The sequence below is a fragment of the Pseudarthrobacter sp. NPDC080039 genome (genome assembly GCF_040702335.1).
Classification (GTDB): Bacteria; Actinomycetota; Actinomycetes; order Actinomycetales; family Micrococcaceae; genus Arthrobacter; species Arthrobacter enclensis_A.
On the sequence record NZ_JBFBKY010000010.1, the window covers coordinates 17897 to 40723 of the forward strand.

Sequence of the window (22827 nt, forward strand, 5' to 3'; positions counted from 1 at the left end):
GCAATGAGCCAGCCAATAGCGGACCATCCGGACCGGCTGCTGCCGGCGGATCCCGGTGTCCGGGAGATTGCACGGTCCCTCTTCAAGAAGGTGGAGGGGCTGCCGATTATCTCCCCGCACGGCCACGTGGATGCGGCAGTCATCGAACAGAACACACCGTTCCCAGACCCGGCCGCCCTCCTGGTCACCCCGGACCACTACGTCACCCGGCTGATCCACGCCGGCGGTGTGCCCATGGACCAGTTGGGGCTGGGAACCCAGCCCGCGGATTCGCGGCAGGTGTGGCGCCGTTTCTGCGAGGCCTGGCCCAACTTTGAGGGAACAGCCTCGGGCTATTGGATCCGGCAGGAGTTCGCCCATGTCTTCGGGATCGGTGATGAACCGTCCGCGGACAACGCCGACCGGCTCTACAACGCACTGCAGGCCAAACTTTCGGAGCCGGGGTTCCGGCCGCGCGAGCTGTTCAAGGAATTCAACATCGAGGTGCTCGCCACCACCGACGACCCCCTGGACTCGCTGGACAGCCACGCCGCCCTGCACGCAGACCCCTCGTTTGCAGCCAGAGTGCTTCCCACCTTCCGGCCGGACCAGTACCTGAACATGGCGCACCCGGCGTGGCAGGACAACGTGGAACGCCTGATCGGCTCTGCGGGGGAGGGCGCCAGCGGCTATGCGGCCTACCTCAGGGCCCTGGAGGCGCGGCGCCGCCACTTCGTGGAGCGCGGCGCGGTGTCCGCGGACCACGGAGTCTTCACGCCCGCCACCCTGAAGCTGGACGACGGCGAGGCGGAGCGGCTTTTCGAGCGGGGCCGGTCCGGACAGGCGACTGCTGCTGACAGGGACGCCTTTGAAGCCCACATGATCTACCAGATGGCCCGGATGTCCGTGGAGGACGGCCTGGTCATGACCATCCATCCCGGCTCGTTTCGCAACCACCACGCGCCCACGTTTGAGGCCTTCGGCGCCGACACCGGCCATGACATTCCGGTGGCGGTCAATTACACGGAGGCGGTGCGGCCGCTCCTGCAGGACTTCGGGACGGCCAAGGACTTCCACCTGGTCCTGTTCACCCTTGACGAGACCGTGTTCTCGCGTGAATTGGCGCCGCTGGCCGGGTTCTACCCCTCGGTGTACCTCGGCGCCCCGTGGTGGTTCCTCGATGCGCCGGATGCCATGCTGCGTTTCCGGTCCGCGGTCACGGAGACGGCAGGGTTCTCGCGGTCCTCGGGCTTCATTGACGACACCCGGGCATTCTGCTCCATCCCGGCCCGCCACGACACCGCCCGGCGGATCGAGGCGTCCTTCCTGGCCCGGCTGGTCGCCGAGCACCGGATCAGCGAGGAACGGGCGCACGACCTGATCGTGGACATCATCGACGCCGCACCACGGCGGGTGTTCAAGCTATGAATGGCGCGCCGCCTGTACTCAACCGCAACCTCAAACCGCTGCCCAAGGCTCCGGTGCGGATCGTGCACCTCGGGCTGGGGGCGTTCCACCGCTCCCATCAGGCCTGGTACACCCAGCATGCGGGGGACGCGGCTGAGTGGGGCATCGCCGCGTTCACGGGGCGGCGCCCCGATGCCGCTGAAGCGCTCTCTGCCCAGGACTGCCTCTACACCCTGGTGGAGCGGTCGGCCGGCGGCGACAGCTTCGAAGTCATCGGCAGCATCGTGGAGGCGGCGGACGGGGCCGATGTGGGGCGCCTGTGTGAGCTGCTGGCCGCAAAGGAAACGGCGATCGTCACGCTGACGATCACCGAGGCAGCCTACGGGCTGGCCGCGGACGGAACGTTCGACGCCGGGGCACCGGCTGTGGCGGAAGACCTCCGCGCGCTGTCGGCGGCGGCGTCCGGGGAAACCGGGGCGGCGGGCGCAGCGCCCGGTACACCTCTGGGCCGCCTCGTGCTGGCCCTCGCCAGGCGCCGCGACAGCGGCGCCGGCCCACTCGCCGTCGTCAGCTGTGACAACCTTTCCGCCAACGGCGACGTTGCGCGGCGGGCAATCCTGGGCCTGGCGTCCGCGTGGGGAACCGGGCTGGCGGAGTGGATCGAGGCGAATGCCAGCTTTGTCAGCACCTCCGTGGACCGGATTACGCCGAGGACCACCGACGCCGACATCGCCGAGGTAGCGGAGCAGTGCGGTTACCGTGACAGCTCGCCGGTGGTGGCAGAGCCGTTCCGGAACTGGGTGCTCAGCGGGGACTTCCCTGCCGGGCGGCCACGCTGGGAGGACGCCGGCGCGGTGGTGGTGGATGACATCGAACCGTACGAGAACCGGAAGCTGTGGCTGTTGAACGGTTCGCATTCGATCCTGGCGTATGCCGGGCAGTTGCGCGGGCACGGCACCGTCGCCGAAGCGCTGGGTGATTCCGTGTGCCGGAAGGCAGTGGAGGATTTCTGGGACGAAGCCGCGCACCACCTGCATGCGGAAGGCCTGGACATTCCTGCGTACCGGCAGGCGCTGCTGGAGCGCTTTGGCAACGCCCGGATCGCCCACCGGCTGGCGCAGATCGCGGCCGACGGGACCACCAAACTACGCATGCGCGCCGTCCCCGTCCTGGCGGCGGAACGGTCAAGCGGCCGGAACGGCGCCGGCAGTGCCCTGATGCTTGCCGCCTGGATTGACTACGCGGGTGCCACCCGGGAGTTCCAGGATCCGCTGGCTTCGGAGATCCGCGCGGCCAATGAACTCGAGGGCATTGAACGGGTCCAGGCCCTGCTCCGCCTGGTCAGCGCAGACATAGCTGATGACCCCGGCATTGTGGACATGGTCTCCGGCCTGTGCGGCACCTTCATAGCCAAAACCGCCGCTTCCACCCCTCTTTAGACCCTGCTTTTTACTTCCGGAAGGAACAGTTGAACCCCATGAAGATCATTGCCGCCGATGTGTTTGTGACCAGTCCGTCCCGGAACTTTGTGACGCTCCGGATTACTACCGAGGATGGTGTGACGGGTATTGGTGATGCGACGCTGAATGGCCGTGAGTTGGCTGTTGCCGCGTATTTGCGGGAGCATGTGGCGCAGTTGCTGATCGGGAAGGATCCGCACCGGATTGAGGATACGTGGCAGTTCCTGTACCGGAGTGCGTATTGGCGGCGTGGTCCGGTGACGATGGCGGCGATCGCTGCGGTGGATATGGCGCTGTGGGATATCAAGGGCAAGCTGGCGGGAATGCCGGTGTACCAGCTGCTCGGTGGTGCGTCGCGGAACGGGTTGCGGGCGTACGGGCACGCGTCGGGGTCCGATATTGAGTCGTTGTTTGATTCGGTGCGGGAGCATTTGGAGTTGGGCTATAAGTCGATCCGGATCCAGACGGCGGTGCCCGGGATCAAGGCTGTCTACGGTGTGGCGGCGCAGGCGCAGGCGTCGGGGGAGCGGTATGACTACGAGCCGGCCGGCCGGGGTGCGTTCCCGCAGGAAGAGGACTGGGACACCCGCGCGTACCTGCGGCACCTGCCTGGTGTGTTTGAGGCGGTCCGGAATGAGTTTGGTCCGGAGATCCCGTTGCTGCATGACGGGCATCACCGGATGACGCCGATCCAGGCCGCGAAGCTGGGCAAGGCGTTGGAGCCGTATGACTTGTTCTGGTTGGAGGACTGCACCCCGGCGGAGAACCAGGAGGGTTTGCGCCTGGTGCGGCAGCACACCACGACGCCGTTGGCGATCGGGGAGATCTTCAACACCGTGTGGGATTACCAGACGCTGATCAAGGAGCAGCTGATCGACTACGTCCGGGCGGCGTCGACGCATTTTGGCGGGATTTCCCCGTTGAAGAAGGTGATGGATTTCGCGGCGCAGTACCAGATTAAGTCCGGGTTCCATGGGCCGACGGATATTTCGCCGGTGGGGTTCGCGGCGCAGCTGCATGTGGGGTTGGCGATCCATAATTACGGGATCCAGGAGTACATGCAGCACTCGGCCCGGACGAACGAGGTCTTTGAGCAGTCCATGACGTTCGTGGACGGGTACCTGCACCCCGGCAACAACCCCGGGATCGGGGTTGAGTTCAACGAGGAAGCCGCCAAGGCTTACCCCTACCAGCAGGCCTACCTGCCCTACAACCGCCTCGTCGACGGCACCGTGCATGACTGGTAACACCCGCCACGACAGGCAAGAAGGACAACTTCGGTGAGCATCAATAATCCCGCCCCCGCCAGACCCCGTGTGGTGGTCATGGGCGTCTCGGGCTGCGGCAAGACCACAGTGGGCGGCCTCGTAGCCCGGGAACTGGGCGTCCCGTTCCTTGACGGCGACTCCCTCCACCCCGTAGCCAACGTGGCCAAGATGGCAGCCGGCACACCTTTGACGGACGAGGACCGCTGGCCCTGGCTGGCGATCGTGGGCCGCGAACTGGCCGCCGCCGGTGACGGCGGACTGGTCCTGGCGTGCTCCGCCCTCAAGCGAAGCTACCGCGACGCCATCCGGGAACACGCGCCGGACACCATCTTCCTGCACCTCAACGGCAGCAGGGAGGTCCTGTCCCAGCGGATCGCCGGCAGGTCGGGCCACTTCATGCCCGCTGCCCTGCTGGACTCCCAACTCGCCACGCTGCAGCCCCTGCAGGAGGACGAACGGGGAGTGGTGGTGGACATCGCCGCGCCCGTTCCCGAGGTGGTGGCTGAGGCACTCAAGGGAATTGCCGCCGTCGTACCTCCTGCCAACGGTGTGCCAAGCACCCGGGCACGGCAGTTCGACGTCGACCTTGCCGCATCGCCGTTCAATCTCGACGCCGACGCCATCGCCTGGGTGGAGGGAACCCTTGGTGCCATGACGCTCGAGGAGAAAATCGGGCAGCTGTTCATCAACCACAACAACGACTACTCCCCGGAGTACCTCGACGGCGTGCTGGAGAACTTCCATGTGGGCGGCATGCGGTACCGCCCGGGGCCGTCGGCTGCTGTGCAGGACCACATCCGGTATGCGCAGTCCAAGTCCCGTGTCCCCTTGCTGGTTGCCTCCAACCCGGAGATGGGCGGGGCGGGCAGCTGCGACGACGGCACGTTCGTGTGCACGCACCTGCAGGCAGGTTCCCACCCGGACAAGAACATTGCCCGGCAGATGGGCAGGGTTGCGGGAGTGGAGACGGCGGCACTGGGCTGCAACTGGGCGTTCGCACCGATCGTGGACATCCACTACAACTGGCGGAACACGGTCATTTCCACCCGGTCCTTCGGCAACACACCGGAGATCGTGGTGGAACGGGCCAAGGAGTACTTCGACGGGATCAGCGAATCACCCACGGCATGTGCCATCAAACATTTCCCCGGTGACGGCGTGGACGAACGGGACCAGCACGTGGTGACGTCCTACAACACCCTCACTTACGAGGACTGGGACCGGACGTACGGGCACGTGTACCGGGAAATGATTGCGCACGGCGTGCAGTCCATCATGGTGGGCCACATCGGGGCACCGGCGGTTTCCCGGCATTTCCGGCCACGCATGTCCGACGCCGAGATCCTGCCTGCCACGCTTTCTCCGGAACTGCTGCAGGACCTGCTGCGCGGGGAACTGGGGTTCAACGGGCTGGTGCTCACCGACGCTTCGCTCATGGTTGGCCTGACCCAGGCGAAGAAACGCAGGGACCTGGTACCGGCCACGATCGCAGCCGGCTGCGACATGTTCCTGTTCTTCCGGAACCCGGCCGAGGACTTCCAGTACATGCTGGACGGGTACAAGTCCGGGATCATCACCGAGCAGCGGCTCCACGACGCGCTGCGGCGGATCCTCGGGCTGAAGGCGTCGCTGGGCCTGCACTTGAAGGCTGCAGACCAACTGGTGCCGCCCGCCGAAGCGCTTGACGTCATTGGATCTGCTGCGCACCGTGCGGTGGCTGCAGAGATCGCGGAAAAGACCGTGACGCTGGTCAAGGACACGGCCGGCAACCTGCCCATCACTCCGGCGACGCACCCCCGGATCCGGCTGTACGGGATCTCGGGCGGCGCCGACTTCACCCGGGCGGACCCGCTGGCGTACCTGGAGGTGGTGAAGGAGGAACTGGAAGCCGCCGGCTTCCAGGTGCACCTGTTCCGCACCGCTGAGCAGCGCGAGGCGTCGGGGGAGGCCGGGATGAACTTCATGCGGGTCCTGGCGGAGGAAGCCACCGGCGAATACGCCGAGAAGTACGATGCCGCGTTTGTGTTTGCCAACGTGAAGGGTTTTGCACAGGAGGCGGCCATCCGGATCAAGTGGTCTTCACCTATGGCCGCGGAAATTCCGTGGTACGTCACGGAGGTGCCCACGGTGTTCGTGTCCCTGAACCAGCCGAACCACCTGATCGACGTCCCGATGGTCAAGACGGCGATCCACGCCCATGCGGGCACGCGGGAGGCCATCCGGGCAGCGGTGGAGAAGATCCAGGGAAAATCCGGGTTCCACGGAACATTCAACGACAACGTGTTTTGCGGGTCGTTCGATACCCGTCTGTAACTGAAGGAGGCGCCCCCGCAACAGCGGGGCGCCTCCTTCATGCAGGTTAAGTCAGGGCTGGTACGTTAGGCGCGGTCCTTTACGCATCTTCACGGTCCGGGTTCTCCAGCCGGAAGAAGTTGGACTGGGATCCGTCGGACCGTTGTTCCTGGTAGATGAAGTTGAGGCGGCGGTCGTCGAACGTCTTGAACCATTCCTCCCAGCTGACCTCGCGCAGGTTCGCGTCCCTGTCCCGGAAATCGATGCGCAGGACGCCCAGGTGGTCCCCGTGTTCTGTGCCGTCAACCGTCGCCGGAACACCGCCGCGTTCCTCCGCCCACTGCTTGATGACCTCATGGTGGGTGGTGGCCAGGCTGCGGCCTTCACGTTCCGGCTCCTCGTCGGGCGAGGTGATTTCCTGTGAGTACTTCAACGACTTGGACGAGTCATCTCCGTGGCGGATCCTGCCGCCGTCGGGCCCCGCTCCCAGGTCCTCCGCGTCTTCCCCGCCGGATCGGCTGTTGCCGCCCCGGCCGCCATCGTGGTCATCCTGCCGGGCCTTGGCTACTTCCTTCACCAGTTCTTCCTTGCGAAGGCCGGAAGCGCCGGAGATGTGTTCGTCCCTGGCTTCCTGGCGGAGTTCGTCCACCTTCTTGTTGCGCAGTTCGGTTTCGCTTACATCGGGGGTGTTGGGCGTCTGGTTACCAGGCTTGTCACTCACGGCATGTCCTCCTTATTGCGGAACGCTGTTGCAGTATCGACAAATAATAAGGCTACTTACTTTTTAGCGCGTACCGGACGCGGCCGTCAAGCATCGGGGTGGCGGGTCGGACGGCAGGCATGGAGGGCGGAGCGCTTCGGCTTCCAGTCCCACCGCCTGTACCAGCGGATTCTCCTAACCAAGGTAAGCTTCGGCCGGCCCTGATTCGGGGCGACCCTGATCAGCGCAGCGCCTTCTCCAACCACCGCAAGTAGTGTTCCGGTTCGAGCAGGACCGCGGTGTGCCCGGCGAGGCCCATGGAAATGGTGCGCACGGGCCGGCCCAGCAGGCGTTGCAAACGCGGGATGTCTTTGGCGGCCTGGGTGCGGTCGTTCTCCGCCCGGAGTACCACTGCGGTTCCCACCCACAGTTTGAACCGGTTCGGACGTACGAGCCGCCTTTTGGCCACGTCGGCCGCAACGGCGAAATGGGATGCCATATCAGCGCGGGTCAGGTCGTGCCGGACGGTGTGGCTAAGCGCCTGCGCCCACCGGCCGTCGGGATCCGAGCCGGACGGGAACAGGCGCCTGAGGCCGGCGACCAAAAGAGCGGCGGACGGCCGCTTCGGCAGCACCCGGACCGCGGCGGCGACTGCGGACAGTACCGGCACCCAGGGGAGGCCGTAGTCCGCCGGTCCGCTGCTGGACAACACCAGCCGGCGGATCATTTGGGGGTGGGAAGCGAGGAATGCCTGCGCGAGCAAACCGCCGTAGGACTGGCCAACAACGTCGCAGCGCTCAATACCTTCAGCGTGCAGGATTGCTGACAGGCCGTCGTCGACATCTGCAAACCGCGCCACCGGCGGATAGTCCGGGGCGACGACGGTGTGGCGCGAGGCGAGCTGCCCGAGGAAGCTGCAACCGAGCGCAGCCCTGCGCAGACCGCCAGTGAGCCAGAGGACTGGCGGCCCGGTACCCACCCGCAGGTACCGCCACTGCACATTTCCCACCGTCAGCTCCCGGCCATAAGCCTCGGTGAAACGCCGCGCTGCCCACAGGACTGGTTCGGTGCCGTGTTCCCGTGGTGGTTCGCCGTTCACGTCGTCCTCCGCGAGGGGCTTCTTTGGGCCAAAAGCACGACGGCGCCAATCACCCCGAACGCTGCACCCCACATAAGAGAGGACCCCAGGTCGGCGAATCGCGGTGCGTTTCGAGGGGCCGGCATGAGGGGGTTGATGAAGACGCCCGCGTGCAGCGGCGGCAGTCCATGCTGTGGCTGCACAGCCATCGCAAACCTCCTGCCTTGCCTGCGGGGTTCCTGCCAGGAGCGGAAGTCCGCCGTTCGGTCTCAGGGCCCAGCCTTCCCTGGTGCGGCCATGGGCGCCAGGGGCTTTTGTCCGGCCGGCAGCCTTACCCTGTCACGCGTACTCCGCCCACTGCTCCTGTCCACGGCGTATCGCCCGGGGTCGGAAGCACCAGGTGCGCGAAGACGTACCCCTGGTCAAGTTCGATAATCAGTGTTGTTACGGCCGTGCAATCCAGTGTGAGCTCCGCGGGGTGGAAAGCTGCACCGGGATGCTCCTGCCCAACGGACACCGTCGCGCCGGAGGCGCCGGCACAGGCTGCCGTGACGGTGTACCGTCCCGCCGCCGGTACCTCCGCCACGGTGCCAAATCCCCTGACCGGGCCGTCCAGCGGCCCCTCCTCAAAAAGGAGGGCCGGGCCCGGCACTGCCTTTAACAGCCGGTCCAGCTCACGGTAATTCCTGACTTCCCGTTCAAGGACCAGGGGATCGATGGATGGCGCTGGGGACTCCGCCGCCGGCGCGGGATGGGCAGCCGACGCGCGGACAGGTTCGTCGTATTCGTATGAGCACCCTGCTGTTCCACCTGGAAGGACCATTAGGGACAGCGCAATGGCCAGCCGGCCATGCCAGCCCTTCACTCCCACATTTCAATGGTGGCTACACCTGCCACAACACGCAATCATTGCCGCTCCCCGTACAGCAAAAGGCCCCGGTTCCTTTGATCTACAAGGGAACCGGGGCCTTTCTACTTGGCGGTGACGGTGGGATTTGAACCCACGTTGGCTTTTACACCAAACAACATTTCGAGTGTTGCACCTTCGGCCGCTCGGACACGTCACCAACCTGAATAGGGTACCGGAGCAAGGCCTCCATCCCCAAAACGTGGCTGCGCCGGGGGCGAGGGCGTTGTGGGCGACCGCGTGAAAGGCCTACGACCCGGCTCCGCACAGGACAGAGGATACGTCGAAGTCCGTTAGAATTTGGTGCGGTCGGTTGGCGGACGCCCGGCGGAGACCAAGCGACGTTTCGGGGAGCTTCAGCATGCAGGAAAGTATCACCAAAGTACGCCCGTCTTGGGGGCGCCGCCTCGCAGGCATTGAAGGGCTCAGGGGAATAGCGGCCATCTCAGTCCTCCTCTATCACCTGGGACTTGGAGCTTCCTACCAGGTGCTGATCGGACCCGTCAGTATCTTGCTCACGCTGTTGGACCAAGGATTGACGCTCTTCTTTGTGCTTTCGGGGTTCCTGCTTTTTCGGCCTTTTGTCACCACGCTCATGGAGGACAAGACGCTCCCGTCCATCCGCCGGTACGCCCGGAACAGGCTGCTGCGCATCTACCCGGCATACGTGGTCATCTTCGTTGTCACGGGTCTCATCTTCGCGGCGGCCTTTATCAAGGGCAGCACGCACGGGCTGGGCCCGGACAATATAGGCAGGATTACGGACCCGGTGCAGATCCTGGCGAATCTCGCGCTGGTGCAGATGCTGATCCCTTCCTTCGTGATGACCGGGCTTCCCGTTTCATGGTCGCTCACTGCTGAGGTGAGCTTCTATATCATCCTGGCCCTGATCGCCATATGGTCAGCACGGTTGATCCGACGAGGTGCCAGTAAGACTGCGGTGCTTTTTGGTTTTCCGGTTGGGATGATTGCCCTCGGTGTTGGCGTGACCCTCTGGGGGTACAAAGCGACCCTCGGACTTTCGCCGGCCGCAGCCGGTGATTTCGCGTTCGGGCAAAACTGGACAGCGGTCCTCCTCCGCAGCGTCCTGGGCCAAGCGGACCTATTCGGATACGGGATGATCGCTGCCGTCGTCGTAGCGAAGCTCCATGACCGCGACGTCCACCGCGTATCGACTGGTTCGAAGATCGTGCTGCTTCTGGCGGCAGGCCTCGTTGAGTTGACGGGTTTCACGCTGCTCCGCCCGCTCCTGAGCAATATGTCAGGCATTGCGGCCGCGCTCATCCTTCTCGCCGTCGTCCTTCCCTCGTCGCGCCACGGCAATGCCAACAGGGCCGCGAAGGTCCTGGAGTGGCTCCCGTTCCGTTTCACTGGATTGATCAGCTACAGCATCTACTTGTGGCACCTGCCGATTCTTCTTTGGCTCATCAGCCACGACATGCTGTTCGGATCCAACGCCCGTTCAATGCCGCTCAACGGCCTTTTGGTCCTCGCCATCGCTCTCCCGTTGTCCACGCTTACGTACTACCTGGTCGAGCGGCCGGCGATGAAGCTGAAGAAGCCTACTGGGAGGGCCGCCAAGGGAGGCCCGGGGGTGCCCGGCGGGATATCAAGTGCAGAGGTGGCGTCCTTCGAACGATCTGGTTCCATGTCGTCCCCGGTCGGGATTTCCGGCGCGAAGCCTGCTGATTCACGGGAGTTCCTCGAGGAGACCCGCTAAGCACACGTGTGCCCGAGGGGCGGCCGCCGCCCCCGCCGCACTCGTGCCCACGGCGGCGGACCCACGGTTACAGCCTCACCAAAACGCCGCCACGCGCCGCCGGACTTTCGTCGTCCATGCGCGTCCGGCTAGATTCATCAGCAAGATGACAAATTCACAGACACCGATCTACGCAACCGCATACTGGACCACCGCCAAGGAGCACGGCGAGCTCAGAGGTGAAGAGGTACCCGCCCCCGGCCCGGGTGAGGCGCTGGTGCGTGCCCTGTACTCCGGGATCAGCAAGGGCACCGAAATGGTGGTCCATGCCGGCGCGGTGCCGGCACGCGTGGCGGAACGGATGCGGGCCCCGCACCAGCAGGGGCAGTTTCCCGGTCCCGTGAAGTTTGGCTACCTCTCGGTGGGCGTCGTGGAGGAGGGGCCCGACGAGTGGAAGGGGCAGCGGGTCTTTTGCCTCAACCCCCACCAGGACCTGTACGTGGTTCCGGTGGAGTCGCTGACCAGGATTCCGGATGGCGTTCCGTCCCGGCGCGCGGTCCTCACGGGCACGGTGGAAACGGCCGTCAACGCGCTGTGGGAGGCCGGGCCGCGCCTCGGGGACCGGATTGCCGTTGTCGGAGCCGGCCTGGTGGGCGGCATGGTGGCAACCCTGCTGCGCACGTTCCCGCTGCAGCGGCTGCAGTTGGTGGACCTTGATCCCGGCAGGAAGCAGCTCGCGGACAGCCTGGGCGTGGACTTCGCACACCCTGACGAAGCCTTGGCCGATTGCGACATCGTTTTCCATTGCTCGGCATCCCAGGGAGGGCTGGAGCGCAGCCTGCAGCTGGTGGGGGATGAGGGCGACGTCATCGAAATGTCCTGGTACGCGAACCGTGAGGTAACAGTGCCGCTCGGCGAGGACTTCCACGCCCGGCGGCTGTCCATCAGGGCCAGCCAGGTGGGCGCGGTGGCCCGCGCCCGGCGCCACCGCCGGACCAACGCGGACCGCCTGGACCTCGCCGTATCGCTGCTCAAAGATCCCGTTTTCGATGTCTTCCTGACCGGTTCCTCCCGCTTCGAGGACCTGCCGGAAGTCGTCCAAAGCCTGGCAGACGGCACCCTGGAAGCCCTCTGCCACGTCGTTGAGTACCCCGCCAGCAGCCGTGCGTCCAACCCGGCCGCCGACAACTCCGGAAACCCGAGGTAAACCATGTTCAGCCTGACCGTCCGCCGCCACTTCATGATCGCCCACAGCCTGCCCCGTGAAGCGTTCGGTCCTGCCCAGGGCCTGCACGGGGCAACCTTCGTCGCCGAGGTGGCGTTCCGCCGTCGTGCCCTCAACGAAGACGCGATCGTCCTGGACATCGGCGCCGCCGGGACCATCATCGAGGACGTACTGGGCGCCCTGAACTACCGGAACCTGGACGAGCACCCGGATTTCGACGGCAAGCTCACCACCACCGAGGCCCTCGCCGAATACATCGCGCAGAAGGTAGCCGCCAGGATCAAGGACACCGCGGACGGCCCTGAACTCGCTGGACTCGACGTCACCCTCCGCGAGAATCCGGATGCGTGGGCCACCTATTCGCTGGACCTCACCACCTGAGCATGGGCCCCATCCGCCTGCTGGTTCCGGGCAACATCCGCCACAGTTCAGGCGGCAACGTCTACAACGCGCGCCTGGTTGCCGGCCTGCAGGCCCTCGGCGCTGACGTGGACGTCGTCGCCGTCGAGGGCAGCTGGCCGGACGCCGGCGCAGGGGAACGACGGCGGTTTGGTGCCCTCCTCGGAACAGGGGAACCTGCGGCAGGGCCCGGGCAGGCAGTGGTCCTGGTGGACGGGCTGGTGGCCGTTGGTGCCCCGGACGAGCTGGAACTGGCGGCCACCGCAGGGCGGCAAGCATGGGTCCTGATACATATGCCTGTTCCGGAAAGTGCCGGGCGAGCGGCCCTTGAAAGCGAAGCCCGTGCCCTCCGCGCGGCAGCCGGGGTGATCTGCACCAGTACGTGGGCCGCAACCCGGCTCGCGGAACGCGGGCTTCCGCAGCCCGCCGTTGCCCTCCCGGGAGTCGACCCAGCCCCTCAGGCCACCGGCTCCAAACCTCCACACCTGCTGGTGGTCGCAGCGCTGCTGCCCAACAAGGACCAACTGCTCGCCGTGGAGGGGCTGGCCCACGTGCGGGACCTCCCTTGGACTGCGTCATTCGTGGGCTCGGACCAGGCGGACCCCGACTATGCGCGGGAGGTGCGGGGAGCCATCACAGCAAGCGGGCTGGGGGAGCGGGTGCTGCTCACCGGTGAACTGGCAGGCGCCGCGCTGGAAGCCGAATGGGCACGTACGGACCTCAGCCTTTTAGTGTCCCGGCATGAAGCATTCGGCATGGCGGTCACGGAGTCGGTGGCCCACGGAATCCCGGTGCTGGTCAGGGGCGGGACAGGAGCGGTTGAAGCGCTTGGCCTCGGGACGCTGGCAACGGACGACGGCGACCCCTGGCTTCCCGGCGCGGCCCTGCCACTTCCCGAAGGGGGACAGGAGAGTCCCGGGCGGCTGGGCCGGGTCCTGCGCCAGTGGTTTGAGGATCCGGAGACCAGGGAGAACTGGCGGGCCGCGGCCCGGGACGCACGGACGCGCCTCCCTGACTGGAGCAGGACAGCGGAGGAGGTTCTGGCCTTACTGGCTCCGAAGGGCTGACGGCACGGCCCGGGCGCAACAGCGGGCCGGCCGCCGCTGGGCCGCAACGACCGGGCCGGCAGCCACTTCAGAGGCTGCTGCGGTGGCTGGCAAAGAACTCGCGCAGCAGCAGGGCGCACTCTTCCTCGCGGACCCCTGGATACACCTCAACCCAGTGGTTGAGCCGCCGTTCGCGGAGGATGTCGAACACCGATCCGGCAGCGCCTGCCTTTTCGTCCCAGGCGCCAAAAACCACCCTGGGAATCCTGGCCAGGACGATGGCGCCGGCGCACATGGCACAGGGTTCCAGGGTGACCACCAAGGTGCAGTCGGACAACCGCCAACCGTCACCCGCACCGCCGGCGCTCCTGGCGAGTTCCTGTAACCGCGCCGCTGCTTCCCTGATGGCCACCACCTCGGCGTGGGCGGTGGGGTCGCCCAGTTCCTCCCGTTGGTTGCGTCCGGAACCCAGCACGCCGCCGTCGGGCCCAATCACCACGGCGCCGATGGGCACGTCCTCGGTGGAAAGGGCACGGCGGGCCTCGATCAGGGCAAGGCCCATCCAGGCGTCGTGTTTCTTTTCGGGCAAAGGCATGGCTCAATGATAGTTTCGGGGATACTCAGGTTACTTACCGATGCCGGGAGGCAGCATGGACACTCTTCGGGACCGCATAAGTATTTGGTTCAAACCCTATGCGGCGCTGGTGCTGACCATCCTGGTGGGCGGCGTGATCATCGTGTCCCTGGCGCTGCTCGGAGCTGAGGTCTACGACAACGTGGTGGACTCGGCCGGGCTTGCCAACCTGGACAAACCGGCTTTGGCCTTTGCCGAAAGCCTGCGCAGTCCCGGGCTGGATGCATTCGTCACCGGCTTCACGAACATCGGCGGCGGCGTGGGCATGCCCATCCTGGCCAGCATCCTCACTGCGTGGCTGACCTTCCTCGGCCGGAACTGGCGTCCACTGATCCTGGTGGGCGGTGCTGCCGCGGCCTCCATCACGGCCACCACTTTGGGCAAGAAGCTCGTGGGACGTACCCGCCCGGACCACGCTGACGCCGTTCCCCCTTACGAGGACTCGCCCTCTTTCCCCAGCGGGCACACGCTGAACACCACAGTGGTGATCAGCCTGATCGTGTACCTCATTTGCCTGCAGTTCCAGTTGATGTGGGTCCGTGTCAGCGCCATCACGGCCGGCACCATCTTCATCATTGCGATGGGCCTGAGCCGGGTTTTCCTTGGCCACCACTGGCTGACGGACGTCATGGCGGGCTGGCTGCTGGGGTTTGCCTGGGTGGGCGTGGTGATTATGGCCCACCGGCTGTTCCATCTCATCCGCAGGCGGGAGCATGCCGGCGCTGCGCCGTCGTTCGACCGTCCCATTGTCCGGGACGTCGTGGCCCAGGAAGTGCACGAGGGTGGAGGCTCCGGACCCGGGAAGGGCAGCGCCGGATGATAGTTTTGGGGGATGCGCACTCTCGTTGTTGACCACCCCCTGGTCGCCCACAAGCTCACCGTCCTGCGGGACAAGAACACCCCGTCGCCGGTTTTCCGGCAGCTGACGGAAGAGCTGGTGACCCTGCTGGCGTACGAGGCCACGCGGGAGGTCCGCACGGAGCCCGTGACCATCGAGACGCCGGTCAGCACCACCATTGGCACGGCCTTCACCAAGCCCACCCCGCTGGTGGTCCCCATCCTGCGCGCCGGCCTTGGAATGCTGGAGGGCATGACCAAGCTGGTCCCCACCGCTGAGGTGGGCTTCCTGGGCATGGCCCGGGACGAGGAGACGCTGGACATCATCACCTATGCGGAGCGCCTTCCGGAAGACCTGACCGGGCGCCAGGTCTTCGTCCTGGATCCCATGCTCGCCACCGGCGGCACCCTGCGGGAAGCCATCAAGTTCCTGTTCAAGCGCGGGGCGTCCGACGTCACGTGCATTTGCCTGCTGGCGGCCCCGGAAGGACTGGCCCGCCTGGAGGAGGAGCTGTCCGGTGCCAACGTTCACGTCGTTCTGGCTTCGATCGACGAGAAGCTCAACGAGAAGTCCTACATCGTTCCGGGCCTCGGTGACGCCGGTGACCGCCTCTACGGCATCGCAGGGTAGTTTTCACCCTTTCTGGAAGCTGTCCCTGCCGCTAGCCTGTGCGCATGGACTGGAAACTCGAACTTGTGTACGTTCCCGTCACGGGCGTTGACCGCGCCAAGGACTTCTACGTCAACAAGGTGGGCTTCAACGCGGACTACGACGAGCGGCCATCCGACAACATCCGCTTTGTGCAGCTGACGCCGCCCGGCTCGGCCTGCTCCATCAGCATGGGCGAAGGGCTCCTTGACGCCCCTGCCGGCACGGGAACCAACCTCCAGCTGGTGGTCGACGACATCCACGCGGCGCACGACCAACTGAAGAGCAATGGTGTGGACGTCAGTGATATCGAGGTGCTTCCCTGGGGCCATTTCGTGTATTTCGCCGATCCGGACGGGAATAAGTGGTCGGTCCAGTACATCCCGTGGCGGAATGCGGGCCGGGGCGCGGGGCAGGGCGGGGCGGGGGCCGCGCCTTAAGGCAAACGGCGGCCCGCATCGTGGTGATGCGGCCCGCCGTTAGCTGCCGGAATGTCCCCGGTCCGGGAGTGCCTAGTACCAGTTGTGTGCCAGGTGGAAGTTCAGGGCTCCGCAAGGCGACTGGTAGCTCTTCTTGATGTAGTCCAGTCCCCAGTTGATCTGGGTGCGGTAGTTGGTGAGGTAGTCCGCGCCGAACGTTGCCATCTTTTCGGCAGGCAGGGACTGGACGATGCCGTATGCGCCGCTGCTGGCATTGGTGGCCGTGGTGGTCCAATCGGATTCCTTGGTCCACAGCGTCTGCAGGCACTGCATCTGGTCCGGGCCCCAGCCAAAAGAGGACAGTTGGCCGGCAGCGTAGGCCTGGGCACCGGCAGGATCGTTAATCGCGACGGCGGGTGCCGGCTCGGGTGCGGGAGCGGGCGCCGGCGCCGGTGGGGCAGGGGCGGGAGCAGGTGCCGCAGGGGCGGCCGCGGGAGCTGGTTCGGCCGCCTGCGGTGCCACGCTGATGGCGGCCGGAGCCGGGTTCGTTGCCGGGTTGGAACGGATTTCGCTTTTCTCGATACTCATTTGGGCATCGGACGCAGCGGTGGAAGAGTTGGACCCGGTGGATGACACCGGAGTCATGCTGCTGGTTGCCTGACCTGCTGCGCCTACCCCCACCAGCACCGCACAGGATGCTGCGAGGATCCCGGCGCGCTGGCCGAGGGTTGTCTTCTTTGCCCGCTGCGCGGCCCGGTGTTTAGCCTTGGCATGCAGGCGTGCTTCTGCCTTGTTCTTGGACATGATTGATCGCCTCTCACACCTGCGGAGTTAGCTGTCGGGTTCGGATGAGGGCATCCGGCTGTACGGAAAGATCACGTACTGGCTTAACCCCAAGGGCATTCATTGCCCGGGACGGTGGGTCCCCCGCCTCTGCCGTTGCTCAATCGGGAATCCGGGGAAGCGGCAGAGCTTGGCGTCAACCCGGGATATGCGGCCCGAACGCGGACCGCACCCAATCGACGGTACAGGAAGATCGCGCGAAAGTCACATTTAGGTAACGGAAGTCACGCGCTCGGGCGCGCCGCATTGCGCCTGCACCGTCTTCGCGGGGCAGGCGCAATGCGGCGAGGAGACCTGCCCGTTACCTCGCCAGCAGGTAGACCGTGGTGCCGCCGATGCTCTGTGGCGCAAAGTTGTGCGCCACCCACTGCGCTATCTGTGCAGCGGCATCGGATCCGCTGCTGGAGCGCATGGTTCCACCCGCGATGAAGTAGTGGATTTTCCCCTGCGCCACCAGGTCCTGGAATTCCGCCAGGGTAGGCGAGGGATCGGTGCCGTTGAAGCCGCCGACCGCCATCACCGGCAGTTCCGTCGCCAGCTGGTAACCGGCCGCGTTGTTGGAACCCACCACTGCTGCGGACCACGTGTAGTTGGACGCGCCGTCCTTCAGCGCCGCCACGAGGTCGGCGGACGGGGTGGGCGCGCCCAGGAGCCCGCCCATGCCGCCGCCGCGGCCACCGGCGAAGCCGGCTCCGCCGCCAAATCCGGTTCCGCCCTGTGCTGCGCCGCTGAAGGTGCCCTGTTGCCTGATGCCGCCAGGGGCGGCCGGCTGCCGGGTCCCGCCGGTTCCGCCAGGAGCGCCTCCGCGCCCGCCTGCGCCGGCACCGCCGGGGCCGAAGCCCTGCACAGGCCCCGCGCTGACGATTGCTCCGCTATGGGCGGTCGCCGCCGTCGTGATGGAGTAGGCCAACGGTCCGGCGAGCGACGCTGCGATGGCGAGCGCCGCCGTCGTCCGTTGGAGGGAACGCGGGCGCAGGAAGCTCGTGAGTCCTGCGCCTGCTGCGGCGGCCAGCCCTCCCAGCAGGACCACCCAGCGCAGCCACGGGCCATAGGCGGTCGTGGTACCCAGAAGGTAGAAGGCCATGAGGCCCGCTGCCGCTACGGCTGCAGCGAGGAGGGAAGCTGCAACGGCCTGCTGCCGGTGCTGCCACAGAAGGACGGCGCCCAGGCCGGCCAGCCCGGCGATCCCCGGTGCCAGTGCCACCGCGTAGTAGGGGTGGATGATGCCCGCCATGAAGCTGAACACCAACCCCGTGACCAGGACCCATGAGCCCCAGATGATGACAGAGGCACGGACGGCATCAGTGCGGGGGGCGCGGCGTCCCACCCACAACAGGCCCCCCGCGAGGATCAGGGCTGACGGCAGAAGCCAGGCGATCTGGCCACCGAACTCGCTGCCGAACATCCGCAGCAGGCCGGGAATGCCCCAGCCGTTGCCGCCGCCCACGCTGCCCGTCTCCTCGCCGGTCAACCGGCCCAGCCCGTTGTAGCCGAGGGTAAGTTCCAGGATGGAGTTGTTTTGTGATCCGCCGATGTACGGCCGCATGCCGGCCGGCGTCAGCTCAACGGCCAGCAACCACCATCCGGCCGAGGCCACCATGGCCGCCCCTGCAGCTCCCAGCCGGAGCAGCCGCCGGGGCAACCTGCCCGGCCCCGCCACTGCATAGGCCAGCGCGAAACCGGGAACCACCAGCAGCACCTGCAACTGCTTGGCCAGGAATCCGAAGCCCAGGAACACGCCGGCCAGCAGAAGCCAGCGCAGCCTGTCGTCCTGCACGGCGCGGAGGACAGCGTAGGCGGCAGCGGTCATGAGCAGCACCAGCAGCGCATCCGGGTTGTTGAACCGGAACATCAGCGTGGCAACCGGGGTAAGGGCCAGGACCGCCGCGGCCAGCAGGCCCGCCCGGTGCGCCAGCCGGGCATCGCCGGTTGCCGGCGCGGCCGTCCGGCGCACAGCCAGATAGAGCAGCCATGCCGTCCCCACCCCCATGAGCGCTTGGGGAACCAGGATGCTCCAGGAGCTCAGGCCGAAGAGCCGGACCGACAGCCCCATGACCCACAGGGAGGCCGGCGGCTTGTCCACCGTGATGGAGTTCGCGGCGTCGGAGGAACCGAAGAACCAGGCAGCCCAGTCCTGTGATCCGGCCTGGGCTGCCGCCGAATAGAACGCGTTTGCCCAGCCTGAGGCCCCAAGGTTCCACAGGTACAACACTGCGGTGCCAGCCAGTACTGCCGCCAGTTCAAGCCGCCGGCGGAGTGCCTGGGGGTCGTGCACGACGCCGGCAGAGGCTGCACGTGGTGCAGGAACCCGGTGTCCGGGGGCGGTTCGGAGTGCAGTTGCATGGGTTGGGGAATGGCTGGTCATCGCGTCCTACTTGGTGAGTTTGTACACGGTGGAGCTGCCGACGGTCTCGGCCTGGAAGTTGGCCTGGACCCACGCGGCCACCTCGGAGTTGCCGCCCCGGCCACCCATGCCGCGGCCGCCCATGCCGCCGCCCTGGATGAAGTAGCCGATCTGGCCTTTGGCCACCATGTCCTGGAACTGCGCGAGGGTGGGGTAGGGGTCCCCGCCGTTCCAGCCGCCCAGCGCAATGACGTTGGTGTTGGTGGCAAGTTCCAGGCTTGCCGCCTGGCTGGCGCCGGAGACGATCGCGGACCATTTGGTGGTGGTGGACGAGAGCAGTGCGGTCACGGCGGCGTCCGCGGGTCCCTCACCGCCGGGTCCACCCGCCGCGCCACCCGGACCACCGGCAGCCGGGTCGGCGCCGTTGGCCGGACCACCAAATCCGTTGGCGGGATCGAACCCGTCGGTGCCGGTGGTTGCCCCGTCAGTGCCTGCAGCTGCATCCCTGCCGTCGGTGCGGTCGCCGCGGAAGCCCGCGGCACGGTTTCCAAAGCCGCCCGCCGACGAACCCGCCGGCCCCGACGTCGGAATGGAACCGGCATGTGCGGTCGCAGCAGTGGCAAGGGTCCAGGCGGCGGACCCAAGTCCCCCGGCAAGAAGCGATATGACGACGACGGCGGCCGCACCCGCGCGCCGGAACCGTCCGGTGGTGCGCCCTGCGTCGAGGCGCAGCAGGATTGCCGCTGCGGCGAGGACGCCGAGGACGATGATGGTCACACGGAGCCAAGGCAGCCACGATGCATCGCGGCCGAGCAGGACTGCGGACCACACCGAGGTGCCGAGGACGGTCACGGCCAGGACGATCCGGGCAGCCCAGGATTGGCGGCCGCGCCAAAGTTCCACTGAGCCAATGCCTACCAGTGCCGCGATCGCCGGTGCGAGCGCCACGGAGTAGTAGGGGTGGACTATTCCGCTCATGAAGCTCAAGACTCCGGCGGTGACCAGGAACCAGCCGCCCCACAGGACCAGCGCGCCCCGGCCCGGTGAAGTGCGTGCCTCACGGCGCGTGAACCACAGCCCGGCCACCAGCAGGATCAGGGCGGCGGGCAGGAGCCAGGAGACTTCGCCGCCAAAGCTTGTCCCGAACATCCGCAGCACGCCGGCCGCACCGCCGAATCCGCCGTTGCCGCCCCCGAAGCTGCCTCCCGGCCCTCCGGCAGCACCTCCGGCGCCACCGCCGGGCATGCCTTCGCCGGACCCGGTGATCCGGGCCAGGCCGTTGTAGCCGAAAGTCAGTTCAAGGAAGCTGTTGGTGGTGGACCCGGCCATATACGGACGGTCCGAGGCAGGGGTCAGCTGGAAAAGGGCAACGTAGCTGCCGGCCACGACGAGTATTCCGCCCAGTGCGCCGAACAGATGCGCCACCCGCCTGCCCAGCGTGGTGGGCGCGGCCCACAGGTAGGCGAGCCCCAGCGCCGGAACGACCAGGAAGCCCTGCAGCATCTTGGCGAGGAACGCCAGGCCGATCACGGCTCCTGCTGCAACAAGCCACTTCCAGCCGGCACGTTCGATGGCCCGGGTAGTGAAGTACGCTCCCAGCACCAGGCACAGGGTGAGCATGGCGTCCGGGTTGTTGAACTTGAACATCAGCGCCGCAACGGGCGTCAGGGCCAGGGCGCCGCCGGCCACCAGGCCGGCAGCCGGTCCCGAGACCCGCTTGACGGTCAGGTAGAGGATGCCGACGGCGGCCACGCCCATGAGTGCCTCCGGCACCAGCATGCTGAGCGGCGAGAATCCGAAGATCCGTCCTGCGAGGGCCGGAATCCACAGTGCCGCGGGCGGCTTGTCGACCGTGATGGCGTTGCCGGCGTCCAGTGACCCGAAGAGGAACGCTGTCCAGTCCTTGGTGCCGGCCTGGATGGCTGCCGCGTAGAAGGAGTTCCCAAAACCGGTGGCCGCGAGGTTCCAGAGGTAGAGGATCCCGGTGGCCACCAGGAGAGCGGCTGCTGAAGGACGGACCCAGCGGGGCTGGCTGCCGAAGGCGTAACGTGTCCAGCGCCGGTCAGGATGGGCCGCTTCGGTCCGGGGCGCTGCGGGCTGTGCCGCGGGTTGAGGGGCCACGGCCGGTTCGCCCGCTGGGGGCTGGGGGACAGCGGTGGAACCGCCACCCGCCGTTTCGATGGTGGAGGTCATGATGCTGCCGTTTCTGTGGAGGTGGCTGAAGTGTTGAGGTTGGTGGGGCTGGGGCCGCCTGCGGCGGCCGACTGCCCGCGGGGTGTGCGTTCACGGAAGACCCATAGCCGGAACAGCAGGAACCGGGCCGCGGTGGCTGCGAGGTTCGCCGCCACCACGGTGACGACTTCCAACCACCGGTCCGGCGTCGTCGTGCTGTGCACCAGGGCCAACGCGCCGGAAGTGAGCAGCAGGCCGATGCCGAACACTATCAGGCCCTCGAAGTGGTGCCGGACCGGGTTCCCGCCCTGGATGCCGAACGTGAAGCGCCGGTTGGCGCCGGTATTGGCCACCGCGGTGATCAGCAGCGCCAGGAAGTTTGCCAGTTGCGGGTCCATGAAGCCGCGGCAGAACAGGAAAATCAGCAGGTAGGCCAGGGTGGAGGCGGCGCCGATGACGGCGAACCGGACCAGCTGGCCGAACAGGCTGCTGCCGGGCGTTTGCTCGTCGGCCCGGGAGGATGCCGGGAGCGGGCCCCGCGCCAGCGCTGCGCGCAGTTCCGGAACTGGAATCCGGCCGTACACCAGGTCACGGGTGAGGCGGGCCATTCCGCGGACGTCCGCCACTGCGGTCCGGACCACGTCCACACTGGAGTCAGGGTCGTCGACCCAGTCCACCGGAACCTCGTGGACGCGCAGTCCGCACCGCTCGGCCAGGACCAGGAGTTCTGTATCAAAGAACCAGGAGTTGTCCACGGTGTAGGGGAGGATCTGCTGGGCGACGTCGGCGCGGATGGCCTTGAAGCCGCACTGGGCGTCACTGAACCGCGCACCCATGAAGGAGTGGAGCATCAGGTTGTAGCTGCGTGAGATGAACTCCCGCTTGGGGCCGCGGACAACCCTCGAGTTGCGGGTGAGCCGGGTGCCGATGGCAAGGTCCGAGTGCCCCGAAATCAGCGGTGCCAGCAGCGGTGCCAGCGCGGCGAGATCGGTGGAAAGGTCCACATCCATGTAGGCCAGCACCGGGGACGGGGAGGCAAGCCACACTTTCCGCAGCGCGTTCCCGCGGCCCTTCTCGTCGAGGTGGACCACAGCCAGTTCCGGGAACTCCCGCGCCAGCCGCTCCGCGATCTTCAGCGTGCCGTCAGTGCTGGCGTTGTCCGCCACCGTGATCCGGAAACTGTGCGGAAAGGAATCCACCAGGTGTGCATGAAGCCGGCGAAGGCATTCCTCGAGGTCGCGTTCCTCGTTGAAGACCGGGATGGTCACGTCGAGGACCGGTGCGGTGGTGCGTGTATCCACGGGGGCGCGCCGTACGGCGCGCCCCCGGGACGGAATGCCCGGCGGCGCCACCGCGGCGTCCTGCAGGGTTCCTGAAGGGGAGTCGGTGAGCGTCATGGATCAAGAGTGGCGCTCCCGGATTTGAAGGCTTTAGGCGCAACCTGTGCTGCGCCTGTGTAAGTGCGGCCA

At 66.7% G+C, this 22827-nt stretch carries 19 protein-coding genes, 1 tRNA gene and 1 riboswitch; of the genes, 11 read left to right on the top strand and 9 right to left on the bottom strand.

What is annotated here, in order from left to right; all coding sequences use genetic code 11:
• Positions 1 to 3: 3 nt before the first annotated feature.
• The 4 genes from uxaC (at position 4) to AB0313_RS12730 (ending at position 6427) form a co-directional block, all read left to right on the top strand.
• On the top strand, positions 4 to 1407 hold the full coding sequence (gene uxaC / locus AB0313_RS12715; protein WP_366305891.1) for a glucuronate isomerase: 1404 nt from the start codon (positions 4 to 6) through the stop codon (positions 1405 to 1407).
• Positions 1404 to 2825 (top strand): mannitol dehydrogenase family protein, encoded by a 1422-nt coding sequence (locus AB0313_RS12720; protein ID WP_366305893.1) that lies wholly within the window; start codon positions 1404 to 1406, stop codon positions 2823 to 2825. Before uxaC ends, AB0313_RS12720 begins: the two co-directional genes overlap by 4 nt.
• A 38-nt stretch (positions 2826 to 2863) precedes the next feature.
• The gene (manD, locus tag AB0313_RS12725) at positions 2864 to 4093 is read left to right on the top strand and encodes a D-mannonate dehydratase ManD (RefSeq protein WP_366305895.1); all 1230 of its coding nucleotides are present in this window, start codon (positions 2864 to 2866) and stop codon (positions 4091 to 4093) included.
• Between the two features lie 78 nt (positions 4094 to 4171).
• Positions 4172 to 6427 carry a gluconokinase, GntK/IdnK-type gene (locus tag AB0313_RS12730; RefSeq protein ID WP_366305983.1) on the top strand — a complete coding sequence of 752 codons (2256 nt, stop codon included), beginning with the start codon at positions 4172 to 4174 and terminating at the stop codon, positions 6425 to 6427.
• Between the two features lie 79 nt (positions 6428 to 6506).
• Here AB0313_RS12730 and AB0313_RS12735 read toward each other — a convergent pair whose 3' ends face one another.
• The 4 genes from AB0313_RS12735 to AB0313_RS12750 all read right to left on the bottom strand — a co-directional run bounded on the left by AB0313_RS12735 (position 6507) and on the right by AB0313_RS12750 (position 9251).
• Entirely contained in the window at positions 6507 to 7127 is a 621-nt protein-coding gene (locus tag AB0313_RS12735; RefSeq protein WP_366305897.1) for a Rho termination factor N-terminal domain-containing protein, read from the bottom strand.
• Positions 7128 to 7347: 220 nt separating this feature from the next.
• Positions 7348 to 8205, bottom strand: coding sequence for an alpha/beta hydrolase (locus tag AB0313_RS12740; RefSeq protein ID WP_366305899.1), 858 nt, complete (start codon positions 8203 to 8205; stop codon positions 7348 to 7350).
• A 310-nt stretch (positions 8206 to 8515) separates the two neighbouring features.
• Positions 8516 to 9049, bottom strand: a complete 534-nt coding sequence (locus AB0313_RS12745) for a hypothetical protein (RefSeq protein ID WP_366305901.1) — start codon at positions 9047 to 9049, stop codon at positions 8516 to 8518.
• A 112-nt stretch (positions 9050 to 9161) separates the two neighbouring features.
• Positions 9162 to 9251: transfer RNA gene (locus AB0313_RS12750), tRNA-Ser, on the bottom strand.
• Positions 9252 to 9452: 201 nt separating this feature from the next.
• Here AB0313_RS12750 and AB0313_RS12755 point away from each other — a divergent pair.
• The 4 genes from AB0313_RS12755 to AB0313_RS12770 all read left to right on the top strand — a co-directional run bounded on the left by AB0313_RS12755 (position 9453) and on the right by AB0313_RS12770 (position 13481).
• On the top strand, positions 9453 to 10811 hold the full coding sequence (locus AB0313_RS12755) for an acyltransferase (protein WP_366305903.1): 1359 nt from the start codon (positions 9453 to 9455) through the stop codon (positions 10809 to 10811).
• A gap of 145 nt (positions 10812 to 10956) precedes the next feature.
• Positions 10957 to 11997, top strand: a complete 1041-nt coding sequence (locus AB0313_RS12760) for a dehydrogenase (protein WP_366305905.1) — start codon at positions 10957 to 10959, stop codon at positions 11995 to 11997.
• Positions 11998 to 12000: 3 nt separating this feature from the next.
• On the top strand, positions 12001 to 12396 hold the full coding sequence (locus AB0313_RS12765) for a 6-carboxytetrahydropterin synthase (protein ID WP_307309472.1): 396 nt from the start codon (positions 12001 to 12003) through the stop codon (positions 12394 to 12396).
• Entirely contained in the window at positions 12363 to 13481 is a 1119-nt protein-coding gene (locus tag AB0313_RS12770; RefSeq protein ID WP_366305907.1) for a glycosyltransferase family 4 protein, read from the top strand. Before AB0313_RS12765 ends, AB0313_RS12770 begins: the two co-directional genes overlap by 34 nt.
• A 67-nt stretch (positions 13482 to 13548) precedes the next feature.
• Here AB0313_RS12770 and AB0313_RS12775 read toward each other — a convergent pair whose 3' ends face one another.
• On the bottom strand, positions 13549 to 14055 hold the full coding sequence (locus tag AB0313_RS12775) for a nucleoside deaminase (RefSeq protein ID WP_366305909.1): 507 nt from the start codon (positions 14053 to 14055) through the stop codon (positions 13549 to 13551).
• Positions 14056 to 14110: 55 nt separating this feature from the next.
• Here AB0313_RS12775 and AB0313_RS12780 point away from each other — a divergent pair, with 55 nt between their 5' ends.
• The 3 genes from AB0313_RS12780 to AB0313_RS12790 are packed head-to-tail and all read left to right on the top strand — an operon-like array spanning position 14111 to position 16020.
• Entirely contained in the window at positions 14111 to 14914 is an 804-nt protein-coding gene (locus AB0313_RS12780) for a phosphatase PAP2 family protein (RefSeq protein WP_307309465.1), read from the top strand.
• Between the two features lie 12 nt (positions 14915 to 14926).
• Positions 14927 to 15562: a uracil phosphoribosyltransferase gene (gene upp, locus AB0313_RS12785; RefSeq protein WP_141943767.1), complete on the top strand. Its 636-nt coding sequence runs from the start codon at positions 14927 to 14929 to the stop codon at positions 15560 to 15562.
• A gap of 44 nt (positions 15563 to 15606) precedes the next feature.
• Positions 15607 to 16020, top strand: coding sequence for a glyoxalase superfamily protein (locus AB0313_RS12790; protein WP_366305911.1), 414 nt, complete (start codon positions 15607 to 15609; stop codon positions 16018 to 16020).
• A gap of 72 nt (positions 16021 to 16092) precedes the next feature.
• Here AB0313_RS12790 and AB0313_RS12795 read toward each other — a convergent pair whose 3' ends face one another.
• The 4 genes from AB0313_RS12795 to AB0313_RS12810 all read right to left on the bottom strand — a co-directional run bounded on the left by AB0313_RS12795 (position 16093) and on the right by AB0313_RS12810 (position 22755).
• Positions 16093 to 16803 (bottom strand): hypothetical protein, encoded by a 711-nt coding sequence (locus AB0313_RS12795; protein WP_366305913.1) that lies wholly within the window; start codon positions 16801 to 16803, stop codon positions 16093 to 16095.
• 5 nt (positions 16804 to 16808) lie between these two features.
• Positions 16809 to 16970: riboswitch (cyclic di-AMP (ydaO/yuaA leader) on the bottom strand.
• A gap of 173 nt (positions 16971 to 17143) precedes the next feature.
• On the bottom strand, positions 17144 to 19207 hold the full coding sequence (locus tag AB0313_RS12800; RefSeq protein WP_366305915.1) for a glycosyltransferase family 39 protein: 2064 nt from the start codon (positions 19205 to 19207) through the stop codon (positions 17144 to 17146).
• A gap of 6 nt (positions 19208 to 19213) precedes the next feature.
• Positions 19214 to 21379, bottom strand: a complete 2166-nt coding sequence (locus tag AB0313_RS12805; RefSeq protein WP_366305917.1) for a glycosyltransferase family 39 protein — start codon at positions 21377 to 21379, stop codon at positions 19214 to 19216.
• Positions 21376 to 22755, bottom strand: coding sequence for a bifunctional glycosyltransferase family 2/GtrA family protein (locus AB0313_RS12810; RefSeq protein WP_366305919.1), 1380 nt, complete (start codon positions 22753 to 22755; stop codon positions 21376 to 21378). Before AB0313_RS12810 ends, AB0313_RS12805 begins: the two co-directional genes overlap by 4 nt.
• Positions 22756 to 22827 lie beyond the last annotated feature (72 nt).

Bases quoted from the DNA above. Each gene is read 5' to 3' on its own strand.
- uxaC (WP_366305891.1), top strand. From the start codon at position 4: ATGAGCCAGCCAATAGCGGACCATCCGGACCGGCTGCTGCCGGCGGAT.
- AB0313_RS12720 (WP_366305893.1), top strand. From the start codon at position 1,404: ATGAATGGCGCGCCGCCTGTACTCAACCGCAACCTCAAACCGCTGCCC.
- manD (WP_366305895.1), top strand. From the start codon at position 2,864: ATGAAGATCATTGCCGCCGATGTGTTTGTGACCAGTCCGTCCCGGAAC.
- AB0313_RS12730 (WP_366305983.1), top strand. From the start codon at position 4,172: ATGGGCGTCTCGGGCTGCGGCAAGACCACAGTGGGCGGCCTCGTAGCC.
- AB0313_RS12755 (WP_366305903.1), top strand. From the start codon at position 9,453: ATGCAGGAAAGTATCACCAAAGTACGCCCGTCTTGGGGGCGCCGCCTC.
- AB0313_RS12760 (WP_366305905.1), top strand. From the start codon at position 10,957: ATGACAAATTCACAGACACCGATCTACGCAACCGCATACTGGACCACC.
- AB0313_RS12765 (WP_307309472.1), top strand. From the start codon at position 12,001: ATGTTCAGCCTGACCGTCCGCCGCCACTTCATGATCGCCCACAGCCTG.
- AB0313_RS12775 (WP_366305909.1), bottom strand. From the start codon at position 14,055: ATGCCTTTGCCCGAAAAGAAACACGACGCCTGGATGGGCCTTGCCCTG.
- AB0313_RS12780 (WP_307309465.1), top strand. From the start codon at position 14,111: ATGGACACTCTTCGGGACCGCATAAGTATTTGGTTCAAACCCTATGCG.
- upp (WP_141943767.1), top strand. From the start codon at position 14,927: ATGCGCACTCTCGTTGTTGACCACCCCCTGGTCGCCCACAAGCTCACC.
- AB0313_RS12790 (WP_366305911.1), top strand. From the start codon at position 15,607: ATGGACTGGAAACTCGAACTTGTGTACGTTCCCGTCACGGGCGTTGAC.
- AB0313_RS12795 (WP_366305913.1), bottom strand. From the start codon at position 16,803: ATGTCCAAGAACAAGGCAGAAGCACGCCTGCATGCCAAGGCTAAACAC.
- AB0313_RS12800 (WP_366305915.1), bottom strand. From the start codon at position 19,207: ATGACCAGCCATTCCCCAACCCATGCAACTGCACTCCGAACCGCCCCC.
- AB0313_RS12805 (WP_366305917.1), bottom strand. From the start codon at position 21,379: ATGACCTCCACCATCGAAACGGCGGGTGGCGGTTCCACCGCTGTCCCC.
- AB0313_RS12810 (WP_366305919.1), bottom strand. From the start codon at position 22,755: ATGACGCTCACCGACTCCCCTTCAGGAACCCTGCAGGACGCCGCGGTG.